The sequence below is a fragment of the Roseobacter sp. SK209-2-6 genome (assembly GCF_000169455.1).
Taxonomy (GTDB): domain Bacteria; phylum Pseudomonadota; class Alphaproteobacteria; order Rhodobacterales; family Rhodobacteraceae; genus Pseudophaeobacter.
In genome coordinates, this window is sequence record NZ_AAYC01000003.1 from 161,960 (window position 1) to 184,047 (window position 22,088).

The following is a 22,088-nucleotide window of genomic DNA, read 5'->3' on the forward strand; positions in this document are numbered from 1 at the left end:
ACCTCACAGAATAAGGACGCCCCGACGAAAGGCCGGGGCGTTTTTATCTCGGCGCATTATTCCCCTCGCTTGGGTCCCCTCGTGCGGGATAGACCGGGCACCTATCCGTCCTCCAGCAGGATCTTGACCGGGAAGTGATCCGAGAACCCCTCCTCGTTGATATTGCGAGCCGGGTCCCCTTTAGGCAGCCCAAAGCGGATCGGACCCTGGCCGGTGCGGTGGCTGACCATCTCTGGCAAGGCAAAGATCCCAGCACTGCCCGCAACGGCCTTGAACCCTGCAGCACCACGGTCCAGCAGCGGGCGCGCGGCTAGGATCTGGTCAAACAGGTTGCCGTCATTCTTGTAGTAAAGCGAGCCGTCAAGCAGCCGCGGGTTGCCTTGGCTATCCACCGCCTCCGTACTCAGATACTCCCAGGTGAAATTGTAGAATTTCGGGCTCTCTGCCCGCTCCACATCGCCGCGTTCGCGGGTGGCATTGGCATTGAACCGCAGCGAGGGGTCAAAGGGATCGTCGTTGAAATCCCCCAGCGCCAGAATGCAGGCGCGCTCCTTGTCGCGGGCCTCTTCGCGGATGCGCTGATGCCAGTAGGCCAGCGTTTCCCCCGCGGTGGCCCGGAAGCCCGCGCTTTTCTCTGCCCCGCCCGACCGGGACGGCCAGTGATTGGCAAGGAGGATCACCTCCCGGTCATCCGCAGTCCGGAATGTCGCTTGCAGAATGTCCCGCGTGCCAGTCCGGCGGATCACGAAGTGGCTGAAGATATGAGCAGGATCAACGCTATAGCGACCCTGATCAAACAGAAAGGCGGTATCGATCCCGCGTTTGTCATGCTGATTATCCGCATGCACGATCCCGTAGTTGCGCCCAAGTTCTTCTCCAACGCGATGCTTCAGATCCTCTAAGACAAAACGGTCCTCCACCTCGCAGAGCCCCAGAATATCCGGGCCGGCGCCTTCGTTCATCCGGGTGATCACATGGGCCAGACGGTCCTGTTTACGGGCATAGAGTGCTTCGCTCCAGCCCTCGAGATCCCTCGCCATCCGTTCCGCAACCCAAGGAATACGTTGCGGATGATCCTCCGGTCCAAAGAGGTTCTCGACATTCCAAAACGCAACAAAATGCTGTGCCATCTCATTCTCCTAAATACCAATTCAACAATGCACTCGGCAAAACACTATACCAAAAGTTGTGCCTTGAGGCGATTGGTAGCTTCTTCCACCTTGAGTCAGGAGATAGGGAGAATTCCTAATCCCATGTCAGCTGCTGACATCGAAAGCGCCTTCCCCAGTTGAACAAAGATGCCGTGGCACCCAAATGGAAAGGTTAAAGTGATTGCAAATACCCAGATTCAGGAGCAGCTTTTTGCAGAAATCCTACTTGCGTGGCATGGGTTTGCGTGCCCACATTCTCCTACCATTCATTAGCGGGATGTGGCTGGCGATTGGTGTTGGTATCGCCGGCACACTGACCCCGGACTATTCGCATATCAGCCAATTCATGAGTGCTCTCGGGTCCACTGGGGCTCCATATGCGGCTTGGACGAACTACGCCGTTTTCGTCCCGACAGAGATCTGGTTCCTGGCTTTCCTGGTCATTCTGAACAGGCGTCTTGGAGCTAGCAGAACAAGGCGTTTTGCGCTGCTGCTTCTGCTAGCCTATGCAATTCTTTTGTTTCTCGCCGCCTTTCTGCCCTGCGATGCCGGTTGCGAAAGCCCCGGCGGCGACCAGGCAAACACGACTGTTCACATGGCCCATATGATCATAGCAGCATCGGCCTACCCACTGGCTTTGATCGCCCTGCTTATCCTCGGCTTGACGACTCGGTCGACCTCCCTGCTGCGCCGTTTCGCGCTGCCTGCCGCTGGGGTGGGGTTTTGCTTGTTCTTTGCAATAGTCCTGCTGCCAGAGGCACAGGGCCTGTTCCAGCGCTTGCTTGAAGGCTGGATCTATCTCCAGTTCCTTCTGCTGGGAGACTATGTCGCATCAAAGGACACCACAGCGGGCGAAAACAGAACTTAGGGTCAGAACCCAGAAAAAAGATAGCCCTCCGGCAGCACCGGAGGGCTTAATACGTCCAACAACGCCGGGCCGGTTCAGTTCACCGGCTTAGCTTCTACCATTTCAGGCTTGGTCGTGCCCGCAGAAATTTCAATCCGGCGCGGTTTCAGCGCCTCAGGCACTTCGCGCTGCAATTCAATGTGGAGCATGCCATCTGCATGGCTCGCTCCGGTGACACGGACATGATCTGCAAGGGTAAAGCGACGCTCAAAGGCGCGGGTTGCAATGCCGCGATGCAGGAAGCTGCGCTCTGCCGCCTCTTCCTTTTTACGAGCGGAAACCACCAAGGCGTTTTCCTTGACCTCGACATTCAGATCCTCCTCGGAGAATCCGGCGACGGCAATCGAAATCCGATAGGCATCTGCGGCGGTTTTTTCGATGTTATAGGGCGGGTAGCTGGGCTGTGCGACATCCTGGGTCAGGGCGCGATCCATCAGGTCAGCAATCTGATCAAAACCAATGGTGGCACGATGCAACGGTGCAAAGTCAAAGGTACGCATATCTCATCCTCATATCTGAGCGATTTCATCTGGTGCCCTCCCACTTGGGACGGGCAATTTCATTTACGGGTCCCGCAACCGGCAACCCGATAGAAGAGAGATATGCGCAGTATGTCCGCTTTCAAGGGGCGCTCAGCCGCCGGGGCGAACGAACTTCGCGCCAGAGGCACCGCCTCCGGATCCAACCCTGATCCGCTTGATGCTCTTGCCCGGCGCCACTGCGGAGTTGCGCCGCAGTTTGGCTTTCAATTCCGCCACGCGTTCAGGCAATTTCATTCCATATGCAACCTGACGTCCCCGAAACCTGCCGCCGCTTGAGACTAGGGATAGGATCCGGCCGCGCCCACCAACCTGCGAAAACACAGGCGCTCCGGAGGACCCGAAGGTGACATTGCAATCAATCATCATGATTTCGTGGTACTCGCCCAGGATATTGCAACGACGCTGACGAGATGGTGCAGTTTCGCGTCCCTCGCCATAGGATGTGACCGAAATTTCCTCTCCATAGCCACGACCTGAATGCAGGATAAAGGGATCCGCTTCTGCGCTGGTTATGGGGCTTTCGAGCCGGATCAGCGCGACATCAAAGGTGATGTTTATTTCATCTGGCCCAATACCGGGCTCATAGGCTTCATGCGCCGCCAGCTGTATGGCTTGCCGTTCTGCAATTGCTTTCTCGTCCTGCAGCCCAGCCCGAAAGCGGATCTGATCCGCCTGCCGCAGAACGCCATTCTGGTCATAGACGCAGTGCGCCGCCGTCAACACCAGATCCGGCGCAATAAGAGTGCCACTGCAAAATCCCTGCCCGGCAAGATCCAGACGGCCAACAGCCTCCCAACCCAACAGATCTTCACGATCAACAAGGGCGCGCAACCCACGCCCATCCGCATAGGCAGCCCCGCCAAAGGTCACCCCGAGAATAGTCGCTACAGCGAGCAGAGAGAGCTTCATTGGCGGATGAACTTTGCACCAGAGCTGCGCTGCCCGTCGCCGACACGCACGCGCCCCACGCCAGTAGGCAGGCGTCCACCTACCTGAACACCGCTGAGCTGAGCCTGCAACAGTTTCAGCTCTTCGGCCAGAGCAGCGCCAAGCGACACCCTGCGCCCGGCAACCTCTCCCTTAGCAGAGACTACAGAAACGATGCGTGGCTTGCCGCCTTCAAAGGAAAAGACCGGTGCGCCGGACGATCCGAAATCCACATCACAGGACATCACAAGAACGCCCTCTCGTTTGGCTAGAACAGCGCAGACCTCTTGGATTGATGGTGCTTCTGATCGGTCATGTGCATAGGAGACCACTCCGATGTCAGCCCCGGTTCGAGGGCGACTATCGGTTTGGAAAGGAATGACTGTGGTATTCCGAATCGGGCGTTGCAGCTGGAGTAACGCCAGATCATTGCGCACTCGGCCGGTAGAGACCTCTCCATCAAAGACATAGCCCGGATGCACAATGGCCCGGCGTACAGAGCGATAGGCGGAGGCCCTACCATTGCGCCAGCCTGCAAGAAACTCAATCGATTGCGGCTCCAGCCGTCCACCGGTGCGTGTATCATAAAGGCAATGGGCCGCTGTCAGAACCAGATCTGGCGCAATCAAAGAACCAGTACAAAAGCCCTCTCCATTGACGTCCAGGCGCCCCACGGCCTCCCATTCACGCCCTGCATCGGTGGTTTCCAATGCCTGCAAGCGACTGTCTTCTGCCCGCAGGCCAAACGGCAACAAAACCGCCAGCATTGCCAAAATCCAAATCCGCAAACCAATCTCCCTGCACCGCCCGTGAGAACACCCTAGGGCCTGCTTACCCAACAGCTTCGGCAAAATTAGGGCAAGCCTGCAGATTACGTAGTTCAAAAACAAGGAGCGAAAAATGCAGCAGGCTATCGCAGGCGCGGGATCGCTTCTATGCCAGTTCCGGCTTCAGTCAGAGCTCGTGGGACGGGACCCCCGGTCGCCCAGTCCAAGAGCTCAACCGTATGCACAACTGGTACTTCACTCCCAGAGCCGATCTGCATCATGCAGCCGATATTGCCTGCAGCGATCACATCCGGCTGTTTTGCTTCCAGGGTCTTGATCTTGCGAGCCTTCAATTGCCCTGAGATTTCCGGCTGCATCAAGTTGTAGGTCCCGGCGGAGCCGCAGCAGAGATGGCTGTCTGCTGGTTCTACAACCTTAAAACCTGCTTGTTTCAGCAATGTCTTCGGATGGGTCTTGACCTGTTGCCCATGCTGTAAGGAGCAGGCCGCATGATAGGCAACAGTCACCTCCTGCGCCTCCCCTTTGGGAATGTCCAACTGCATCAGAAGTTCTGAAACATCCAAAGCCAACCCGGACACGCGGGACGCTTTTTGCGCGAGCGGATCATTGCGGAACATATGCCCGTAGTCCTTCACCGTGGTGCCGCAACCAGAGGTGTTGATAACAATTGCATCCAGCCCCTGCCCTTCGATCTCGGCGTTCCAGGCGGCAATGTTTGCCGCCGCAGACCTATGGGCCTCGTCTTCGCGCCCCATATGATGGGTCAGCGCGCCACAGCAGCCTGCGCCCTGTGCCACAACCACTTCGCAGCCAAACCGGGTGAGCAGACGGATGGTGGCATCATTGATATCGGTGTTCAGCGCCTTTTGCGCACAGCCCGTCATCAGAGCCACACGTTTTTTGCGCGGTGCGACTGGGGCAAAACTCTGCGGGTCGTCATTGCGGCTGATCGGAGGGATCTGGCGCGGCACCATATCGAGCATCGCCCTGAGCCGCGCATCAGGGACAAGTCGTTTAAAGGGCTGCGCCAGCTTGGCCCCCAAAAGGGCCAGCCTGAAGCGCCCGGGATAGGGCAGGATCCAGGCCAAAAGCTGGCGCAGCACGCGGTCCGTGAGTGGGCGCGTATGGTGTTTTTCGACATAGGCACGGGCATGATCAATGAGATGCATGTAGTGCACCCCAGAGGGGCATGTGCTCATACAGGCGAGGCAACTTAGACAACGGTCGATATGCTTGACGGTTTTCTCATCCGGGATCCGCTCATTTTCCAGCATATCCTTGATCAGATAGATCCGCCCGCGCGGGCTGTCGAGCTCATCCCCCAGAACCTGATAGGTCGGGCAAGTCGCTGTACAAAATCCGCAATGCACGCAGGCGCGCAGGATCTCATTTGCCCGTTCGATTCCAGGATCTTGCAGCTGTTCCTTGGTGAAATTTGTCTGCACTTCACATCTCCAGCGGCAATTCTTCAGGGCGGGGTGGGCGAACATGGGACAATATATTTGGCTTCCCGGCGCCGATCTCTTGGTAAATCCGCCGCGCCTGATCAAGGCCCAGCTGGTTGGCACCACCTTCGTCAAATTCTGGTGTCTGGTCCGGATCATCTTCCCAAAAACAGACCGGGCAGATCTCAAAGCGCCCGCGTTCGCAGATCGTCAGACAGTCACAGCAGTGGCAGGGTAGATGCGGCTTGGGTCGGGTGTCCCAACGCGCCCGCCAGCGCCTCATTTGCCTACGCTTGCCTTTCGTACTCATCCCATCAACCCCAAGTTCAGAATCCCCTTGGGGTCAAATTTCTGGCGCAGACCATGCGAAATCGCCGCGAGAGGTGCAGGCTGAGGTTGGAACACGCCCAGCTGCGTACGTGTCTCGTCGCTGGCCCGTACCAGCGTGGCGTGCCCTGGCACATCTGTCAGTTTCTCGCGCAGGTCTACACCTTCAGATACGAGGCTCCAAATCAGCCCGCCGCCCCAGTCAACAACATGTTTGTAGTCCCACATCCCGGTCACCCGGATCATGTCCGTAGGTTTGACAGACGTTCGCCATACATCTCCAGGCTTATCATGGAAGGGATCAACATCCTGAACAGACTGCCAAATCCGTACATTTGTTTCGCTATTCATGGTCAACTTTTCCACTGGAAAATCTGAGAACATCTCATACAGTTTATTGAGTCTGTACTTCACCGAGTCCTCGAACCCTTCGACCCGAACGAATGTCCTATCGTAATCGCCATCGCGCCCTGGTAATCTTGCCACCCCTGTCACGTCGTAGGGCGACTTGAGAACATCGCAAAACACCTTCAGCGCAGCAGTCCACCCAAGCCCGTACAGAACCATTGTGCCACTACACTCTGGCTTAGGCAGAACCTTCAGCGATACTTCGCTGAGCACCCCCAGGGTGCCGTGAGCACCACACATCAGTTTGACCAGATCATAGCCGGTTACATTTTTCATCACCCGGCCACCATTCTTTAGCACCTGGCCTGTGCCATCAACAAAGCGGACCCCCAGCAAATGGTCCCGCGCAGCTCCTACCTGAATCCGGCGAGGACCAGAGATATTGCCCGCAATCACTCCGCCAATTGTTGGCTCACCCTTGGTGCCCAGCAAACCACGATGATCCATTGGCTCAAAGGCCAGCCTCTGACCTTCCGATGCCAAAAGGTTTTCCACCTCAGCCAGCGGTGTTCCCGCCTTCACCACCAGGGTCAATGCTCCGGGCTCGTAGAGCTCAACCCCTGACAGGCCTGTGGTTGACAGGATCTCACCGGGAACTGCCAAACCACGGGTTCCCCCGCCTTGGATACACAAGGGCGCAGAGGCAGATGCGATGGCTTCGGCCAAGTCATCCTCATTTTCGGGTCGCAGCATCTTCATCTTTCCAAAATATTTTGGGGGTTTGGGGTCAAAGCCCCCATTACTCAGCAGCCAATACTTGCCGACGGCTTTGCGTCTCTGACAAAGGAAAAACCTTGGCTGGGTTCAACAACCACTTTGGGTCAAAAACATCTTTGACTTTCAGCTGGGCCTCCAAGTCTACAGCAGAATACTGGTAGAGCATCAGATCGCGTTTCTCGACACCAACCCCGTGCTCTCCAGTGAGGCAACCGCCTGCATCGACACAGAGCTTCAGAACCTCAGCACCAAACTCTTCGCAGAGTTCCAAGTCGCCCGGCTTATTGGCATCAAACAGGATGAGCGGATGCATATTGCCATCGCCTGCGTGAAAGACATTGGCCACATCCAGGCCAAACTCTTTCGAAAGCTCTCCTATACGGCGCAAAACAAAGGGGAGAGAGGAGACCGGGATCGTGCCATCCAAGCACATGTAATCATTTATCTGCCCCATGGCGCCAAAGGCGGATTTGCGACCCAGCCAGATACGGGCGGCCTCCTCCGCGTCGCCAGCTTCGCGCAGCTCTACCGGGCTGTGGGACTGCGCGATCCCTTTGATGAGGGTCAGCTGATGCGCGATTTCCGCCTCGCTGCCCTCTACCTCGATGATCAGCAGGGCCTCGCAATCGGGATAGCCCGCCTTGGCAAAGGCCTCGCAGGCGCGGATGCAGGGCCGGTCCATGAATTCAATCGCAACCGGCAGCACGCCCGCCTTGATTATGTCAGAGACGCAGGCGCCGGCCACTTCATTGCTGTCAAAGCCGATCAGCACAGGGCGCGCGCCTTCGGGCTTGCGCAGGATCCGCAACGTGGCTTCGGTCACAACACCCAGCTGGCCCTCGCTGCCGCAGATAACTCCCATGAGATCCAGCCCAGCCGCATCCAGATGGGCACCACCAATCTCAACAATAGTGCCATCCATCATCACCATCGTGACCCCCAACAGGTTGTTGGTGGTCACCCCATATTTCAGACAATGCGCCCCGCCAGAGTTCATCGCGATATTGCCAGCGATAGCGCAGGCCAATTGCGATGAAGGGTCCGGCGCGTAGAAGAACTCGTCTTCCTCGACGGCGCCGGAGACACTCAGATTAGTGCGGCCACTTTGCACACGGATGATGCGATTTTCATAATCCGTCTCCAGAACCTCATTCATCCGCGCCACCCCCAGGATGACGCAATCCGCTGTTGGCAGCGCCCCGCCAGCCAATGAGGTTCCAGAGCCGCGTGGCACCACTGGCACCCCCTCCTCATGGCAGATACGCAGAATATCGGAAACTTCTGCAGTTGTGCGCGGAAGAACGGCCAGCAGCGGCGGGCATTTGTAAGCGGTCAGCGCATCGCATTCATAAGCGCGGGTCTCTGCTTCGCTGGCGATTATTGCATCCGCAGGCAGCACTGCCCCAAGCCTACGCGAAAGATGCGCTTTGCGGGACAGGATGGCGGGATCCGGAACGGGCATCTCCATGGAGCTCTCCTGCGATTTTCCAATTTTGGTAAAATAATATTACCAAAATATCAGATCTGGCAAGTCCCATTTCCGAATTGACCATCATTGAGAACTTTCCTCCTCAAACACAGCATCGTGACTGATGAACCGCGTCAAGGTTGCTAAGTTGCTACGATGACAACACGCGTGCTTATTTCAACTTCCGCCCTTTGCCTCTCACTTGCCTCAGCCGCTCTGGCGGATCCCGCCAGAATAGAGGCCGCGACAGCCCAGAAACAAGGCGATGCCTGGCGCTTTGATGTTACCCTTTCTCATCCCGACACCGGTTGGGACCACTATGCGGATGGCTGGCGAGTGCTTGATATGTCGGGCAAAGAGTTGGGCCTTAGGGTTCTTGCCCATCCCCATGTGAACGAACAGCCCTTTACCCGCTCTCTGACGGTTCGCGGCCTGCCAGAAGGAATTGGCCAGGTTCAAATCGAGGCGCGTTGTCTTGTTGATGGCTGGGGCACTCAGCGCGTTACAGTCGCATTGGAGTAGCTCCAAATTCGCCTTGCCGGTGTCCTTTCGGCTCCATTGCCCCAAAATGCCGCGTTCGGGCGGATTGACATGCCGGGGCAGAGGCCCCATCAGTCCCGTGATTTCGCCGATACTCCATGGACAACGGGAACCCACCCTATGACCACCAGCAAACGCATCGTCATTTCCAGCGACCACGCTGATATCCCACTTCGCCAGGCCATTGCCGAGCATGTCGCAGCAAAGGGCTGGGAGGTCACCGATATTGGGCCTGTCACCGCCGAAAGCACCCATTATCCCAAGCATGGGAAAGAAGCTGCAGAGCGCGTTGCCTCGGGTGAATGCCAGTTTGGCATCATTGTCTGTGGCACCGGCCAGGGCATCATGATGGCTGCAAACAAGGTCAAAGGCATCCGCTGCGGCGTCTGCTCCGACACGTTTTCGGCCCGCATGATCCGCGAACACAATGACGCCAATATGCTCTCAATCGGTGCGCGCGTTGTGGGCAAAGGCCTGGCCTTTGACATTGTCGACGCTTTCCTGGATGCCAAATTTGAAGGCGGGCGTCATGCAACCCGCGTTGACATGATCGAGCCCGCTGAGGACTGAGCATAAGAACAACTGTAGGGGCTAAGCCAGCCATCAGGGCTGTGCGCCCCTACAGAATTCTTCCCGGAAATCTTATACCCGGTGATAGGGGCTGCCTGACAGATTGTAGCGGCGCGGTAGAACTGCTCGGCCAGCATCACCCGCACCAGCTATGCGGGCCGACCATCTTGCCAAAAAGAAGATGGAGAAATCCGCTCAGCCCGCAGCGCCGGGTCAATTCTGTCAGCCCCGCCGATCACAAAGGCCCAGATCCTGGCGCCCGCTGTCGCGCCAATCGCCCAAACGTTGGAAAAAATCGGGGGAACTGAGCAGCTTGCCGCGCTCATCCAGGGTGCAGATCACCGCGCCTTTGGGCAGAGCCTTGCGCAGAAGCGTGGCTTCCGCACCCATGCCTGCGTTTTTCTTATCCTCGACCTCGATCACCCGTGCAGGCCCCAGGCCCAAAGCGCGGCCGGTGCGATCAAAGCGGGTCAGATAGTCATCGATGAGATCTTTCTCAGGGCCCGAACGCAGACGTCCAACCGCACAGATATGCACACGCATGTTACAGCGCCCTTTTCACAGCAGGAGCGGTCCAACAAGGACCGTCCACAGCCTTACCCGTCTCAGGCGGTTTCCGGAGAGGGTCCCGCACCTGGCTGCCACATCTTCTCGAGCTGATAGAACTCACGCACTTCAGGACGGAAGATATGCACGATGACATCACCGGTATCGATCAACACCCAATCGCCAGTATCCTTGCCCTCAATCTTGCTGAGGATACCATATTCCTGCTTCAGGCGGTCAGTCAGTTTCTCGGACATCGCCGCAACCTGCCGGGTGGACCGACCAGAGGCAATGACCATGAAATCCGCAATGGCCGTCTTGCCGCGCAGATCGATCTGCACAACATCTTCGGCCTTGTCATCATCCAGAGAAGAAAGGATCCGCTCCAACAGCACCGTGTTGGTAGGACGGGTTTTGGCAGCGCTCACCGCTGCCTCAGTTTCTGCGGCACCAGCCGCCAGAGGTTCGCTCGACAGGACACAGTCCTCCATATGGCGCGCCGAACACACCCCGGCGCAGGGCCTATTAAGAATGTAGCAAGCAGAGGATGAATTTTCAATAAAACCCAGCCCGGACGATGCAAAGCCCGTGCTTTATCCGCCATTTTCTTCAGACGCAACCCTGACTGACATGGGATCATTCAGCAATCGCACTTCGCGCTGTGGGAAGGGAATTGAGACACCCGCGGCCTGGAAGGCATCCCAGAGCGCCAGGAAGACAGCGCCGCGAATATTGGTCAGCCCACCGGAGGGATCATCAATCCAGATCCGCAACACATAGTCGACGCTGCTGTCGCCAAAGCCCGTCACATGGCAAACCGGCTTTTTGCCATCGCTACTCAGCACTCGGGGTACCTGCTGAGCGGCCTCGATGGCGATCCGGCGCACCTGATGTGGATCATCGCCATATCCGGTGCCAAAGCGCAGGTCCAGACGCACATAGTTGTCGGAATGGGACCAGTTCACCACCTGGCTTGTGATCAGATCCTCGTTTGGGATCAGATACTCCCGCCCGTCCCGTGTCACCACCGAGACATAGCGCGCACCCAAGGAATTGATCCAGCCAAAGGTCTCTCCCAGGCTGATGACATCACCAGGTTTGATCGATTTATCCAAGAGGATGATTAGACCGGATACGAGGTTCGAGACCACCTTTTGCAAGCCAAACCCCAGGCCCACGCCGATCGCACCTGACAGCACCGCAAGCCCGGTCAGGTCGATTCCCAGTGCCTTGAGGCCCATAAAGAAGGCAGCGCCATAAAGCAGGATCTGTGCCAGCTTGACCCCCAACACCTGCATTGAGGGCGAAATATCCGCATTCCGTTTGATCCGATTGGCCGCGGTGCCGGAGATGAAGCGCGCCAGGGCAAAGAGCACCCCAAGGATGACGGCCGCCTGCACCAGCAACAAAAGCGAAATCCGGGTATCGCCGAGATGCACCGCCAAGCCGTCCAGCAGGCTCTCCACCTCTTCTGTGACATTCAGAATGCGCAGGGTGATCCATGTCCAGGCGCCATATTTCACCATGCTCCGCAGGAGGCTATTGCCCACTAGTCGCGTTGCAAAGGCAACGATCAGCCATGCCAGTGCAAGATTGCCAAAGACACCTAGCAACCATGAGCGACTGGGCCAAGTCAGCTCTTGCATGATCAGCACCGTGGCCCAGATCAAAAAAACAAAGAGAATGGCGCGAATACGTTTATGCAGGACCAGAGCCACTCGCATCCGCCAGCGCGGCCAACCGCTGCGATGGCGGAGCCAATTGTGAAACGCCGCTCCAATCGGGCGCGACAAGAGTACTGCCAAGAGATAAAGACCAACTGCAATGCCAACCTGATAGGCATTCCAAGGCCGCAGCAGGATTTCCCCTGCCTCACTTAGCAGCGCAACCACACGTTGGCCAAATTCCAATGCCTCTGCGGTGCTTTCGGCAATGGCATCCTTGGGCTGGTCCTGCTCTTCCTCCATCATCCCCCCTTTTTCAGCAGTTTGCCGTCCGCGCTCCTTTAGATCAAGAAACATGACAAAGAGCGAAAAGGGTCAGAACTGTGAAAGGCGCAAAGTTTGGTTAACAACAGCGCCTTCGCAAAGAAAGTAAGCGCTTGAAGAAGGCAAGCCTCTAGGCGGCACCACCCTCGGGTGAGAGCTGCACCGCCCCCGCGTCTTGCGACCGGAGGGCCTTTACCAAGTTCGCAACAATCACAAAGGCGGCCAGCTGCCCCAGGATCACCGCAGGCCAGATCAGTCCAAACTGAGCATCGAGAAACTTTTGCGGCCCAAAGGACACCAAACCCAGAACGGCAGCGAGTAGGCTTAGCCACCGCCCCTCTCTGCTTGCCAGTGGGTCAACAAGGATCGCGGCCAGGGCAATCGCGGTAGCGGCCCCAATAAAGGGCGCAATCCCAAACAGAGGTGTTGCCTCTGGCGGGTGCGGGGGAATGCCCGCGTAAAGCGCTGATAGCATGACCCCCTGAAGCAAAATGAGAACGGCCAGGGCCGCGGTTGTTTGTCGGTTTGTCTTGGTCATTTCAGCCTCCACCAAAAGCGTAATTGAAGTTACGGTTGTACCAATCCGTAATTTGAGTTACGGATTCTGTCAAGCCTAGGGGAGCTAGCAATGCGTGAGGACAAACGATCACAGCGCCAGGCGCAGATCGAAACAGCGGCCTATGTGGTCCTAGAGGCAAAGGGCTATGAAGGCACCTCGATGAGCAGCATCGCGCGCCAGGCGCGAGCCTCCAATGAAACCCTCTACAATTGGTACGGAGACAAAAAAGGGTTGTTTCAAGCTCTGGTCACCCGCAATGCCGCCGAAGTGAAAGAACACTTGGAAGAGGAATTGCGGACCCGCACCGACGCGCTTTCGATCCTTGCAACATTGGGCCCTAAACTCCTTGACCTCCTGACAGGGGACCGGGCTGTCGCCTTGAACCGAGCGGCCGCCGCAGATGGTTCTGGTGAGCTGGGAGCCACACTTGGCCAAGCGGGGCGCGAAACTGTTTTCCCCTTATTGGAAAAGGTATTACTCCGCGCCAAGGAAGAGGATCTGCTCTCGTTTGAGGACAGCATCGAAGCGGTGTCGCTCTATCTTGATCTGCTCATAGGGGATCAACAAATCCGTCGCGTGATTGGGCGGTTGCCGCAACCCACCCCACAGGCCCGCGCCGACAGATCTGCCCGCGCCTTGCGAATGTTAAGGCGATTGCTCACCAAATAGCCCGCATCATGACAGCAGCTCGAGCTGATCAGTGTTGGAAATGCCTTCTGGGTAGAACGAATCTTGATTACCAGCCCGTCGGGATGTATCTGACAGCCATGACCTTCGTATTGGCCCAGAATATCGAACTGCAAGATCGCGCCCGTCTGCGCGAGCGGTTCTTTGGCGCCGCCCGCACGGTCCTGGCGCGGCTATAAGGCTGCCGCCCAGCCCAAAGCCAGCATTTCCAATACATACGGGAGAGGACCCATGTCCCCCAAAACGCTCTATGACAAGATCTGGGATGCGCATGTTGCGCATGAAGCAGAAGATGGCACCTGCCTTCTTTATATCGACCGCCACCTGGTTCACGAAGTGACCAGCCCGCAGGCCTTTGAGGGTCTGCGCATGGCCGGCCGCAAGGTGCATGCCCCGGATAAGACCATCGCGGTACCTGATCACAACGTGCCCACGACTGCGGGACGGGAAGATCCCGCACAGATGACTGCAGAAAGCCGCATCCAGGTCGAAGCCCTCGACAAGAACGCGCGCGAATTCGGCGTGCATTACTATCCGGTCTCTGACGTGCGTCAGGGCATCGTGCATATCGTCGGCCCGGAAAACGGCTGGACCCTGCCCGGCATGACCGTGGTCTGCGGCGATAGCCACACCGCCACCCATGGCGCGTTCGGCGCGCTGGCCCATGGCATCGGCACCTCCGAGGTGGAGCACGTTCTGGCCACTCAGACGCTGATCCAGAAGAAATCCAAGAACATGAAGGTGGAGATCACCGGCAAGCTGAAGCCGGGTGTCACCGCCAAGGACATTACCCTCGCCGTGATCGGTGAGACCGGCACCGGCGGCGGCACCGGCTATGTGATCGAGTATTGCGGTGAAGCCATCCGCGACCTTTCCATGGAAGGCCGCATGACCGTCTGCAACATGGCCATCGAGGGCGGCGCCCGCGCCGGCCTGATCGCACCGGATCAGACCACCTTTGATTACTGCAATGGCCGCACCCACGCCCCGAAAGGCGCCCAGTGGGAAGCCGCTCTGACCTGGTGGAAGACCCTCTACACCGATGAAGGCGCGCATTTCGACAAGGTTGTCACCCTGCGCGGCGAAGACATCGAACCGGTTGTGACCTGGGGCACCTCCCCTGAGGACGTGCTGCCGATCACCGGCATTGTGCCGGCTCCGGAAGATTTCGAAGGCGGCAAAGTCGAAGCGGCGCGCCGTTCTATCGAATACATGGGCCTGACCCCGGGTCAGAAACTCTCTGACATCGAAATAGACACCGTCTTCATTGGCTCCTGCACCAATGGCCGCATCGAAGACATGCGCGCCGTGGCGGAGGTGGTCAAAGGCAAGAAGATCAAGGAAGGCATCCGTGCCATGATCGTTCCGGGCTCCGGCCTGGTTCGCGCCCAGGCCGAAGAGGAAGGTCTCGCAGAGATCTTTGAGGCGGCTGGCTTTGAATGGCGCCTTGCGGGCTGCTCCATGTGTCTGGCGATGAACCCTGATCAGTTGGCCGAGAACGAGCGCTGCGCTTCGACCTCGAACCGCAACTTCGAAGGCCGCCAAGGCTACAAGGGCCGCACTCATCTGGTCTCCCCTGCCATGGCCGCCGCCGCTGCCCTCACCGGCAAACTCACCGATGTTCGCGAGCTGATGTAAGGAGCCAGCACAATGGAAAAGTTCGAAAAACTGCAGGGCGTTGCTGCCCCCATGCCGCTGGTCAATATCGACACCGACATGATCATCCCCAAGGTTTTCTTGAAATCCATCGCCCGCACCGGCTTTGGCAAGAACCTGTTTGACGAAATGCGTTACAACCGCGACGGCACCGAGATCGAAGATTTTGTGCTGAACAAACCGCAGTACCGCAATGCAGAGATCCTGGTGGCCGGTGACAACTTCGGCTGCGGCTCCTCGCGCGAGCACGCGCCTTGGGCCATCGCAGACTTCGGCATCAAATGTGTTGTCTCAACCTCCTTTGCAGACATCTTCTTCAACAACTGCTTCAAGAACGGCATCCTGCCCATTGTCCTGCCGCAGGAGCAGGTCGATGTGCTGATGGCGGATGCGGAAAAGGGCGAAAACGCCCGTATGACCGTGGATCTGGAAGCGCAGGAAATCACCACCTCGGATGGTGACGTGATCAAGTTCGAAGTTGATGCCTTCAAAAAGCACTGCCTGCTGGAAGGCCTCGACGACATTGGCCAGACCCTGCAAAAGCAGAGCTCAATCCAGACCTACGAAGAGCAGATGTCACAGTCCCGTCCGTGGGTCTGAGGATCACAACCTGATCTCTCTCGCAGGCACTGCGTTTCTACTCGCTACAAAAGGCCGTCTGAGTTTCTCAGGCGGCCTTTTGCATTTCTAAAAAGTCATTTGAAATGAGATCGAAACGCACCGGGACTGCAGGAGCCTGAGCAATCTGCAAGGCCCGCCCCCCCGGTAAATCACAACTCAGCAAGCCGCTAACGACGCCCTAAGCAAGCTGCACGGCCTTGCCCGCGACGGCATCGCCGCGCGAGGTTACTCTTTCCTCTCGCGTGGCTTTGTCGCGGGAACCCATGACCCGTGACGGGGCCGACGAAGCGTCAGGTTGCGGCTTCCCGGTTTTGTCGGCCCCAACAAAAATCGAAAATTGCAAAGAATTAGAAGTCGCGCATCCAAGTCTGGCTCACGTTGTTGTTTCGTTGGCATTGATCCTCCCCCACTGAAGTGATCCGCCCGTATAGTTAGGAAACGGAGGATCAGATATGGGAATCAAGCGACACAAGCCCGAAGAGATTGTCACGAAGTTACGGCAGGTTGAGGTGCTTTGCGGCCAAGGGATGCCGCGCGTAGACGCCATTCGACAGGTGCAGATTACAGAACAAACCTTCTATCTCTGGCGCAAGCAATATGGCGGTATGGGAACCGACCAACTGAAGGAACTAAAGCGACTTCAGAAGGAGAATGACCGGCTGCGTCGGGCAGTTTCTGATCTGACATTGGACAAGCTCATTCTGTCGGAAGCTGCACGGGGAAACTTCTGAGCCCCTCGCGCCGCCGTAACTGCATTGATCATGTGCGACGCCAGTTCCACGTCTCAGAGCGTCGCGCCTGCCGTGTTCTGGGACAGCACCGTTCCACACAGAGGCGGGTGCCTGTTGGACGTGCTGACGAAGACCGGTTGGTGTCTGACATGATCGAACTGACACGCCAATATGGTCGATACGGTTACCGTCGGATAGCGGCTCTTCTGAGAGACGCCGGCTGGCAAATCAACGACAAACGTGTTGAGCGCCTATGGCGGCGTGAGGGGCTGAAAGTTCCAATGAAACAACCGAAGAAAGGACGGCTCTGGCTGAACGACGGGTCGTGTGTTCGACTCCGGCCCGAATATCGTGACCATGTCTGGTCCTATGACTTCGTGCACCATCGAACGGATGACGGGAAAGCGTTCCGGACACTGAACATTCTGGATGAACACAGCCGGGAATGCCTGGCGATCCGGGTGAAGAGGCGCTTGAACTCGGCAGAAGTTATTGACGCGCTGACAGATCTTTTCATCCTGCGTGGCGTTCCTGCTTTCATCAGATCAGATAATGGCCCAGAGTTCATTGCTCAGGCCGTTCGAGATTGGATCGCAGCGGTCGGTGCCCAAACGGCCTACATTGAACCAGGATCACCTTGGGAGAACGGATACTGTGAAAGCTTCAACGCGCGCTTCAGAGACGAGCTGCTGAATGGAGAGGTATTTTACAGCCTGCGTGAAGCCCAGATCCTGATTGAACAATGGAGAAATCACTACAACACAAAACGGCCGCATAGTGCTCTGGGCTATCGCCCACCGGCTCCGGAAGCCATCGTTCCGGTGGAAACCAGGCCGATCATGCACTAACACTCACACTGGACCACTTCGATGGGGCTGATCAGGCTTATCTACGCATCACAGCGCTACTCACCTCAATATTTGGATACATGAAAGAACTTGGGCCCGCAAGTGCACATGCGGCTGCCAATGACTACGCCTCAAGCTACAGGCCAATGGCAAGGAAACAAATCAAGCAGGCAATGCGATGCTGTCGGGGGTTAACTTTTCTTTTCCCAAGGAGCGCGAACCGGCAGAGACCCGATATCAAAGTAGGGGCCGTCACCAAATTTCAATGACGCCTTGATCTCGCCCGGCCTTTCCAATGTAACCAGCAAACCTGCATAGACCAATGACGTGACCCTATTTGGTTCTTTAACGCTTACCTGCCCATCAACCTCAATGTGTTTTTCGTTAGGAAAATCAAACCTCAAGCGCATTTTGTGAACCCCAACGCTCAGTTCCTTTATAGAAATCCAAACGCTCATGAGGATATTTGAAGGCAAAGCCGAGGGAACTAGGTCCTCGGGATAGACCCCAACAAATAGGAGCTTCCCATTGTCCTCTCGCCTAATATCATCGCAGAAAACAATTTGAACATCATGGGTCATAGTTACTGACCATCCATTGGTAATTGTACAGGTTGATTGGCCGCAAACTCAGAGGTTTGAAAAAAACTAGCCCCACTAGAGCCAGGTCGATCAACCCGTAGGTCTTGTTGGTAGTGGTTGTTTCCCGGGAAATCCTTTGGAGCCGCATTGGAGAAAACTAGATCAGGACGTAGGCCTAGAACCCACGAAATCTCGCCAATGGTCTGGAGTGTTAAATTTCCTTTGCCATTCAGGATTCTGGAAACTACCGATTTGTCCACTCCCATGGATTCGGCAATATCCGATTGTGTCAGCCCCCTGCTTTCCTTAGCTTCTCGAACGGCCCGAACGATCGCACGATGGGCCCGGCCCTTAAAACGACCTGTTGCCCGCTCTTTATCAGAAACTTTAAACTTAAAGGACATCTGAGGTTTCTCCAGTAATAAAGGGTGGTGGCGTAAGATCAAAGCCCTCTCGATCCCTAACACACTGTTCACGGTATCCTGCATACAGGCTATGTTGCTTGCACCGGCATGCCGTATCTACAGCTGAAACGATGAAAACACCTTTACGCCAGAACCAACCAAAAAAACGTAAATCATAAGTGCACAGCTCCCACACGCCTGCCTCTTTTGGCTGCATTGAATGAGGTGGCAAGTCTGCAATGTCGTCTTCCCCCGACACAAATCGATACACCAGATCTTCAGCTTGGTCTTCGGGGGACTGCACACTCTCCCAGAAGCCATCCGCATCCAAATTCGGCAGTTCAGAAGTGAACCAATTTTCTACTCTAGGGTGAACATACAAACACCTAAACTCTTGTTCCCATTCTTCAAGCGCAGCATCAATCTTTACAAGCTGACCCTGAGCTTCTAACTCACTTGGAGTTGGCATATAAGTCAACCCCCTCTTCTGGTCAATGTATGGCTACTTGGTGAGAGGTGCTTTTCTCTAAACAATTTGATCACATTAAATTCAAAACTCTGTTGCAAGAGCCACAACACCATCAATCAAAAGGAGAGTCAAATCCTCTAATCACCTAGTATCAAACTGCATTCGTCGTCTGGCTGCGTAACACTTCACAGAATGTCCTAAGGGCATCTTGTCAGTTGGTTCCGCAAAGCGCCATCCAATCAAAAGCACAAGGATCTTGGCGATCCCACCATTCACCTCCGCAACATCAACCACCCAATCGTACTTAGGGCCATCATCCAGAATTCTCCTTGTCTCCAGTCTTGACCAACTTAGAAGCCTGCGCGTCGACATAAATCTACTGCACAATCTTCGGCAGCTCAGACGCGGCCGGACCACTCGAACGCTGTTCGCAAAGCCAGGGTAATCCTCTGCGTCCGAATTCGCGAAGAGAGAGCTCTTTGCAAAGTCTGGCTGTTTGCCCGAAACAGACATCAGAGTGGACATAGCGGTTGATCGGTATGGCGCCACAGCCACAGTTGACCCCATACTTGCTCCTCGCCTGCGCAGCACGTCACAAACGGCGCAAAGCGGCTGCTCAACGCTGGGCCACGGCAAGACTGCTCCGCGGGACAAAGCATCATTTCACTGCAATTGGGTCAAGGCCTACTTAGGGCGAAGGAGTATGTTTGAGCCAGTCGTCGAACGTCCTTTTCTAAATTCCATAACAGTTGCAAGATGTAGCGACCCAGAACTTTGGGACTAGACAAGTAGTGTTGGCTCATCGAGTGTGGTTCAAACCTGCTATAGCCAAGGATTTTTTTTGACGAACGAGCTTTTTAGAAAGGGACTTATTTCGGTGCCTTTGGGGACTCGCCCAAAGCCAAACGAACTTCCCAAGTACCTGGCGGCATTCCAGTCGCACGCGATTGATCTCTCGCTCCGGGCAATCGATGACGAAAGCCTAAAGCAGTCTAACATCCTTCCTCCTGACCTCACAACAACACTGCAAAGACTAGTCACCTCTCTGTCAACTGACCTAGAGCACATCAGAATTCCGATCGTTTGGGCGATGTCTAATAAACTCGTTCATACAATTGAGCCGATTAAAAGTGATCTCCTTGAGGATCAACTATCAGGCTTTCAAGAGCTAACTGATACAGTTGGAATATTACTATCCCACTTCGATCTGGCTCAGCATTTGACTGATGCAGAGAAGCGCGTTGCAATCGGTGATGACGGCGTTGATGAGGCCCTTTTTGTTGAGCTAGATGAGCTTGTTCAAGAGTTTGATGAAAGTCGGGCGAGGATCTATACGAATGCTGCTGAGAGAACTAATAGAATTGGGGCTGTACTGGCTTTACCGAGGGGCATTGTTCCTGAGGTTACCGTTATTTCGTACAAGTTTTTCAAGCTATTTTCGAAGTTATTAGATCGTAGTTTTGGCCTTATTTTCAAATCTGTAGGCGCTGGATTTGGAGTTTATTCCGCATTCGTGTTGACAGGGCTGCACAACATTCCCGCCGTTCGCGCGCTGCTGGAATGGATTGGCAAATTCCTATGATTGAATGGTATGTCACAAATTATGTGGTTATCGCGGCAGGACTCTTTTTCCTCGGCCCGATTGTCCACTTCTTCACCAATTGCTTCAAGCTGGACGACGACTGGCAGCTAGGAACGTTTGTGTCGAAAGGTCTGGCAACTGGAACCGCTGCAATTATCCCACCTTTCTTCTTTGTGTTTAAGGACAAATCGATATTGGAGCGAATAGATGGGATAGAATACTATCTAGCAATCGCGGCTTTGGTGATATTCTATTTCTCTGTACAAGCACTCATCCCTAGCTCCATACAAACAAGCACCAATCAGAGAAATCGCCAGTCGAGCAATCGCAAACAAACTTAGCCAATAACGAGGTTCAACGTCACACAAGTTGTCTGACCCTGAAAATGTAAGCGTGAGGTAACTCTTGCCTAGTAGCCGTTAGCGCACGCCGTAGCTTAGCGGATTTGTGCTTTCTCATTCCTTCCACCGTAATGAGCTCCGGTGCCCTTTCCGGGCATCCTCTCGCATGCGCCACACGTCTCTAGCAGCTCTTGGTAACATTTGTGATGCCTCCCCCACTGCGCAACCCTAAGCGGAACTACTCCGAGCAATCGACGCCCCTAAGACGTTAGACCATGGCTGCGCCATCGTAAAATCCGTATAGATAGATATGTTAGTAGTAGTGATTGTTAGAGGATTATATGGGACGAACTTTTTTTGACAAACCTCCTGCAGACTGGCAAGAGCTCGAAGAGCTCGTAACTCAAGCATTTTTTGAAATGGGTTATGAAAGTTATCGAAATTACAAGCTCTGTACAGTACGAGGTGCAGCAAATATTGATGTCCACGCGGTGAAAAAGACTGCACCAATACCAATCGTTGTTTTGTGTGAATGCAAGTATTGGAACCAACCGGTTCCTCAACAAGTGGTTCATAGCTTTCGAACGATATGTTCCGATTCAGGTGCGCATTTTGGCCTAATAATTTCCAAAGCGGGCTTCCAGTCTGGTGCAGAGCTATCCCGGGCGTCAACTAATGTTCACTTGATGGATTTTGATCAATTTCAGGAAACGTTCTTTCAAGAGTGGCACGCGGGTGTTTTTACCTTGTTGACAAAAATGCATGATCAACTCTTGCCAATTCTTCGAGCTTGGTCAGGAGTAGAGAGTAATGGGGTAGATTTAGTTGGTAAAAATAAAATAGGAAACGTAAATGCATTCAGGAAATACGATATATTCTTTGGCTCCGAAGGAAATTTTTCCCGATATTTTTCAGGAAACTCCTCTTTTCCTGCAGTAATAAATGACCCCAGGGGGGACCCTGAGAGAATAGAACAAGTAACAGTGTCTTCACACCGTGAGTATCTGGAGATCGCACGTGAAGCAGTGATTGATGGAACAAATCACTTCGAGCTTCCTCAAATATATTTCTCCAGTCAAGGACGTTTGCTGGACTGCTAGGCTTCAAAGCCATCCTAAGCTGTATTTTGCTATTACTGTAGCTGTCAGTTTGAGGCATTTGGTTGCCATGCCAGTCCTAGCTGTAGCAAAACCGTTGCTGCGCAAGCTATGGGATACACTTTCTCGCCGCGAAAGTGCTGAAGCTCGAAATCTGCAGTAGACAACGTCCGCGTTCAGAGAGAAAT

Annotated in this window: 25 protein-coding genes and 1 pseudogene; 11 read left to right on the plus strand and 15 right to left on the minus strand. The window is 55.2% G+C overall.

Going from position 1 to position 22,088, the window contains the following annotated elements:
- Positions 1-101: 101 nt before the first annotated feature.
- A complete protein-coding gene (locus RSK20926_RS06505; protein ID WP_008205248.1) occupies positions 102-1,130 on the minus strand; it encodes an endonuclease/exonuclease/phosphatase family protein in 1,029 nt (342 codons plus the stop codon).
- A gap of 256 nt (positions 1,131-1,386) precedes the next feature.
- On the opposite strand from RSK20926_RS06505, the gene RSK20926_RS06510 reads away from it, so the two are divergent.
- Positions 1,387-2,019 carry a DUF998 domain-containing protein gene (locus RSK20926_RS06510; RefSeq protein WP_157133057.1) on the plus strand — a complete coding sequence of 211 codons (633 nt, stop codon included), beginning with the start codon at positions 1,387-1,389 and terminating at the stop codon, positions 2,017-2,019.
- A gap of 74 nt (positions 2,020-2,093) precedes the next feature.
- Here the strand turns inward: RSK20926_RS06510 and RSK20926_RS06515 are convergent, their stop codons facing one another.
- The 7 genes from RSK20926_RS06515 to RSK20926_RS06545 form a co-directional block, all read right to left on the minus strand.
- Positions 2,094-2,558 (minus strand): Hsp20 family protein, encoded by a 465-nt coding sequence (locus tag RSK20926_RS06515; protein ID WP_008205251.1) that lies wholly within the window; start codon positions 2,556-2,558, stop codon positions 2,094-2,096.
- Positions 2,559-2,690: 132 nt separating this feature from the next.
- Positions 2,691-3,509 carry a trypsin-like serine peptidase gene (locus RSK20926_RS06520; RefSeq protein ID WP_008205252.1) on the minus strand — a complete coding sequence of 273 codons (819 nt, stop codon included), beginning with the start codon at positions 3,507-3,509 and terminating at the stop codon, positions 2,691-2,693.
- Complete coding sequence (locus RSK20926_RS06525) at positions 3,506-4,294, minus strand: trypsin-like serine peptidase (protein ID WP_008205254.1); 789 nt, start codon at positions 4,292-4,294, stop codon at positions 3,506-3,508. Before RSK20926_RS06525 ends, RSK20926_RS06520 begins: the two co-directional genes overlap by 4 nt.
- Positions 4,295-4,437: 143 nt before the next feature.
- The gene (gene glcF / locus RSK20926_RS06530; protein WP_037254089.1) at positions 4,438-5,760 is read right to left on the minus strand and encodes a glycolate oxidase subunit GlcF; all 1,323 of its coding nucleotides are present in this window, start codon (positions 5,758-5,760) and stop codon (positions 4,438-4,440) included.
- A gap of 1 nt (position 5,761) precedes the next feature.
- On the minus strand, positions 5,762-6,043 hold the full coding sequence (locus tag RSK20926_RS06535) for a CPCC family cysteine-rich protein (RefSeq protein WP_050773044.1): 282 nt from the start codon (positions 6,041-6,043) through the stop codon (positions 5,762-5,764).
- Between the two features lie 23 nt (positions 6,044-6,066).
- Entirely contained in the window at positions 6,067-7,194 is a 1,128-nt protein-coding gene (locus tag RSK20926_RS06540; RefSeq protein WP_008205258.1) for an FAD-binding protein, read from the minus strand.
- 40 nt (positions 7,195-7,234) lie between these two features.
- Positions 7,235-8,680: an FAD-linked oxidase C-terminal domain-containing protein gene (locus RSK20926_RS06545; RefSeq protein ID WP_008205260.1), complete on the minus strand. Its 1,446-nt coding sequence runs from the start codon at positions 8,678-8,680 to the stop codon at positions 7,235-7,237.
- A gap of 156 nt (positions 8,681-8,836) precedes the next feature.
- Here RSK20926_RS06545 and RSK20926_RS06550 point away from each other — a divergent pair, with 156 nt between their 5' ends.
- On the plus strand, positions 8,837-9,202 hold the full coding sequence (locus RSK20926_RS06550) for a hypothetical protein (RefSeq protein ID WP_050773045.1): 366 nt from the start codon (positions 8,837-8,839) through the stop codon (positions 9,200-9,202).
- A 138-nt stretch (positions 9,203-9,340) separates the two neighbouring features.
- Positions 9,341-9,790 (plus strand): ribose 5-phosphate isomerase B, encoded by a 450-nt coding sequence (gene rpiB / locus RSK20926_RS06555; RefSeq protein WP_008205261.1) that lies wholly within the window; start codon positions 9,341-9,343, stop codon positions 9,788-9,790.
- 72 nt (positions 9,791-9,862) lie between these two features.
- Here rpiB and rlmH read toward each other — a convergent pair.
- The 4 genes and pseudogenes from rlmH to RSK20926_RS06575 all read right to left on the minus strand — a co-directional run bounded on the left by rlmH (position 9,863) and on the right by RSK20926_RS06575 (position 12,862).
- Positions 9,863-10,333: pseudogene (gene rlmH / locus RSK20926_RS06560) on the minus strand (23S rRNA (pseudouridine(1915)-N(3))-methyltransferase RlmH).
- Positions 10,334-10,395: 62 nt separating this feature from the next.
- Positions 10,396-10,827: a ribosome silencing factor gene (rsfS, locus tag RSK20926_RS06565; RefSeq protein ID WP_008205263.1), complete on the minus strand. Its 432-nt coding sequence runs from the start codon at positions 10,825-10,827 to the stop codon at positions 10,396-10,398.
- Between the two features lie 102 nt (positions 10,828-10,929).
- A complete protein-coding gene (locus RSK20926_RS06570) occupies positions 10,930-12,306 on the minus strand; it encodes a mechanosensitive ion channel family protein (protein ID WP_037254210.1) in 1,377 nt (458 codons plus the stop codon).
- Between the two features lie 148 nt (positions 12,307-12,454).
- Positions 12,455-12,862, minus strand: coding sequence for a hypothetical protein (locus RSK20926_RS06575; protein WP_008205266.1), 408 nt, complete (start codon positions 12,860-12,862; stop codon positions 12,455-12,457).
- Positions 12,863-12,952: 90 nt separating this feature from the next.
- Here RSK20926_RS06575 and RSK20926_RS06580 point away from each other — a divergent pair, with 90 nt between their 5' ends.
- The 5 genes from RSK20926_RS06580 to RSK20926_RS06605 all read left to right on the plus strand — a co-directional run bounded on the left by RSK20926_RS06580 (position 12,953) and on the right by RSK20926_RS06605 (position 17,426).
- The gene (locus tag RSK20926_RS06580) at positions 12,953-13,552 is read left to right on the plus strand and encodes a TetR/AcrR family transcriptional regulator (protein WP_008205268.1); all 600 of its coding nucleotides are present in this window, start codon (positions 12,953-12,955) and stop codon (positions 13,550-13,552) included.
- A 98-nt stretch (positions 13,553-13,650) separates the two neighbouring features.
- The gene (locus RSK20926_RS06585; RefSeq protein WP_232281858.1) at positions 13,651-13,749 is read left to right on the plus strand and encodes an isopropylmalate isomerase; all 99 of its coding nucleotides are present in this window, start codon (positions 13,651-13,653) and stop codon (positions 13,747-13,749) included.
- 52 nt (positions 13,750-13,801) lie between these two features.
- The gene (leuC, locus tag RSK20926_RS06590; protein ID WP_008205271.1) at positions 13,802-15,208 is read left to right on the plus strand and encodes a 3-isopropylmalate dehydratase large subunit; all 1,407 of its coding nucleotides are present in this window, start codon (positions 13,802-13,804) and stop codon (positions 15,206-15,208) included.
- A 12-nt stretch (positions 15,209-15,220) separates the two neighbouring features.
- Positions 15,221-15,826 carry a 3-isopropylmalate dehydratase small subunit gene (gene leuD, locus RSK20926_RS06595; RefSeq protein WP_008205273.1) on the plus strand — a complete coding sequence of 202 codons (606 nt, stop codon included), beginning with the start codon at positions 15,221-15,223 and terminating at the stop codon, positions 15,824-15,826.
- Positions 15,827-16,299: 473 nt separating this feature from the next.
- A protein-coding gene (locus RSK20926_RS06605; protein ID WP_085979690.1) for an IS3-like element ISRosp5 family transposase occupies positions 16,300-17,426 on the plus strand; the annotation gives its coding sequence in 2 pieces (ribosomal slippage) (positions 16,300-16,564 and positions 16,564-17,426; 1,128 coding nt in all).
- 191 nt (positions 17,427-17,617) lie between these two features.
- On the opposite strand, the gene RSK20926_RS06610 is transcribed toward RSK20926_RS06605, so the two are convergent.
- Genes RSK20926_RS06610 through RSK20926_RS22785 form a run of 3 tightly spaced genes read right to left on the minus strand, consistent with a single transcriptional unit; the run spans position 17,618 to position 18,889 of the window.
- Positions 17,618-18,007, minus strand: coding sequence for a DUF6941 family protein (locus RSK20926_RS06610; RefSeq protein ID WP_008205276.1), 390 nt, complete (start codon positions 18,005-18,007; stop codon positions 17,618-17,620).
- Positions 18,008-18,009: 2 nt separating this feature from the next.
- Positions 18,010-18,411, minus strand: coding sequence for a helix-turn-helix transcriptional regulator (locus RSK20926_RS22025; RefSeq protein WP_157133058.1), 402 nt, complete (start codon positions 18,409-18,411; stop codon positions 18,010-18,012).
- Positions 18,401-18,889: a hypothetical protein gene (locus RSK20926_RS22785; protein WP_157133059.1), complete on the minus strand. Its 489-nt coding sequence runs from the start codon at positions 18,887-18,889 to the stop codon at positions 18,401-18,403. The genes RSK20926_RS22025 and RSK20926_RS22785 overlap by 11 nt, the downstream gene beginning before the upstream one ends.
- An 832-nt stretch (positions 18,890-19,721) precedes the next feature.
- Between RSK20926_RS22785 and RSK20926_RS06625 the strand changes: the two genes are divergently transcribed.
- The 3 genes from RSK20926_RS06625 (at position 19,722) to RSK20926_RS22405 (ending at position 21,903) form a co-directional block, all read left to right on the plus strand.
- The gene (locus RSK20926_RS06625) at positions 19,722-20,462 is read left to right on the plus strand and encodes a hypothetical protein (RefSeq protein WP_037254091.1); all 741 of its coding nucleotides are present in this window, start codon (positions 19,722-19,724) and stop codon (positions 20,460-20,462) included.
- The gene (locus tag RSK20926_RS06630) at positions 20,459-20,803 is read left to right on the plus strand and encodes a hypothetical protein (protein ID WP_008205283.1); all 345 of its coding nucleotides are present in this window, start codon (positions 20,459-20,461) and stop codon (positions 20,801-20,803) included. Before RSK20926_RS06625 ends, RSK20926_RS06630 begins: the two co-directional genes overlap by 4 nt.
- A gap of 341 nt (positions 20,804-21,144) precedes the next feature.
- A complete protein-coding gene (locus tag RSK20926_RS22405) occupies positions 21,145-21,903 on the plus strand; it encodes a restriction endonuclease (protein WP_008205285.1) in 759 nt (252 codons plus the stop codon).
- Positions 21,904-22,088: the final 185 nt, after the last annotated feature.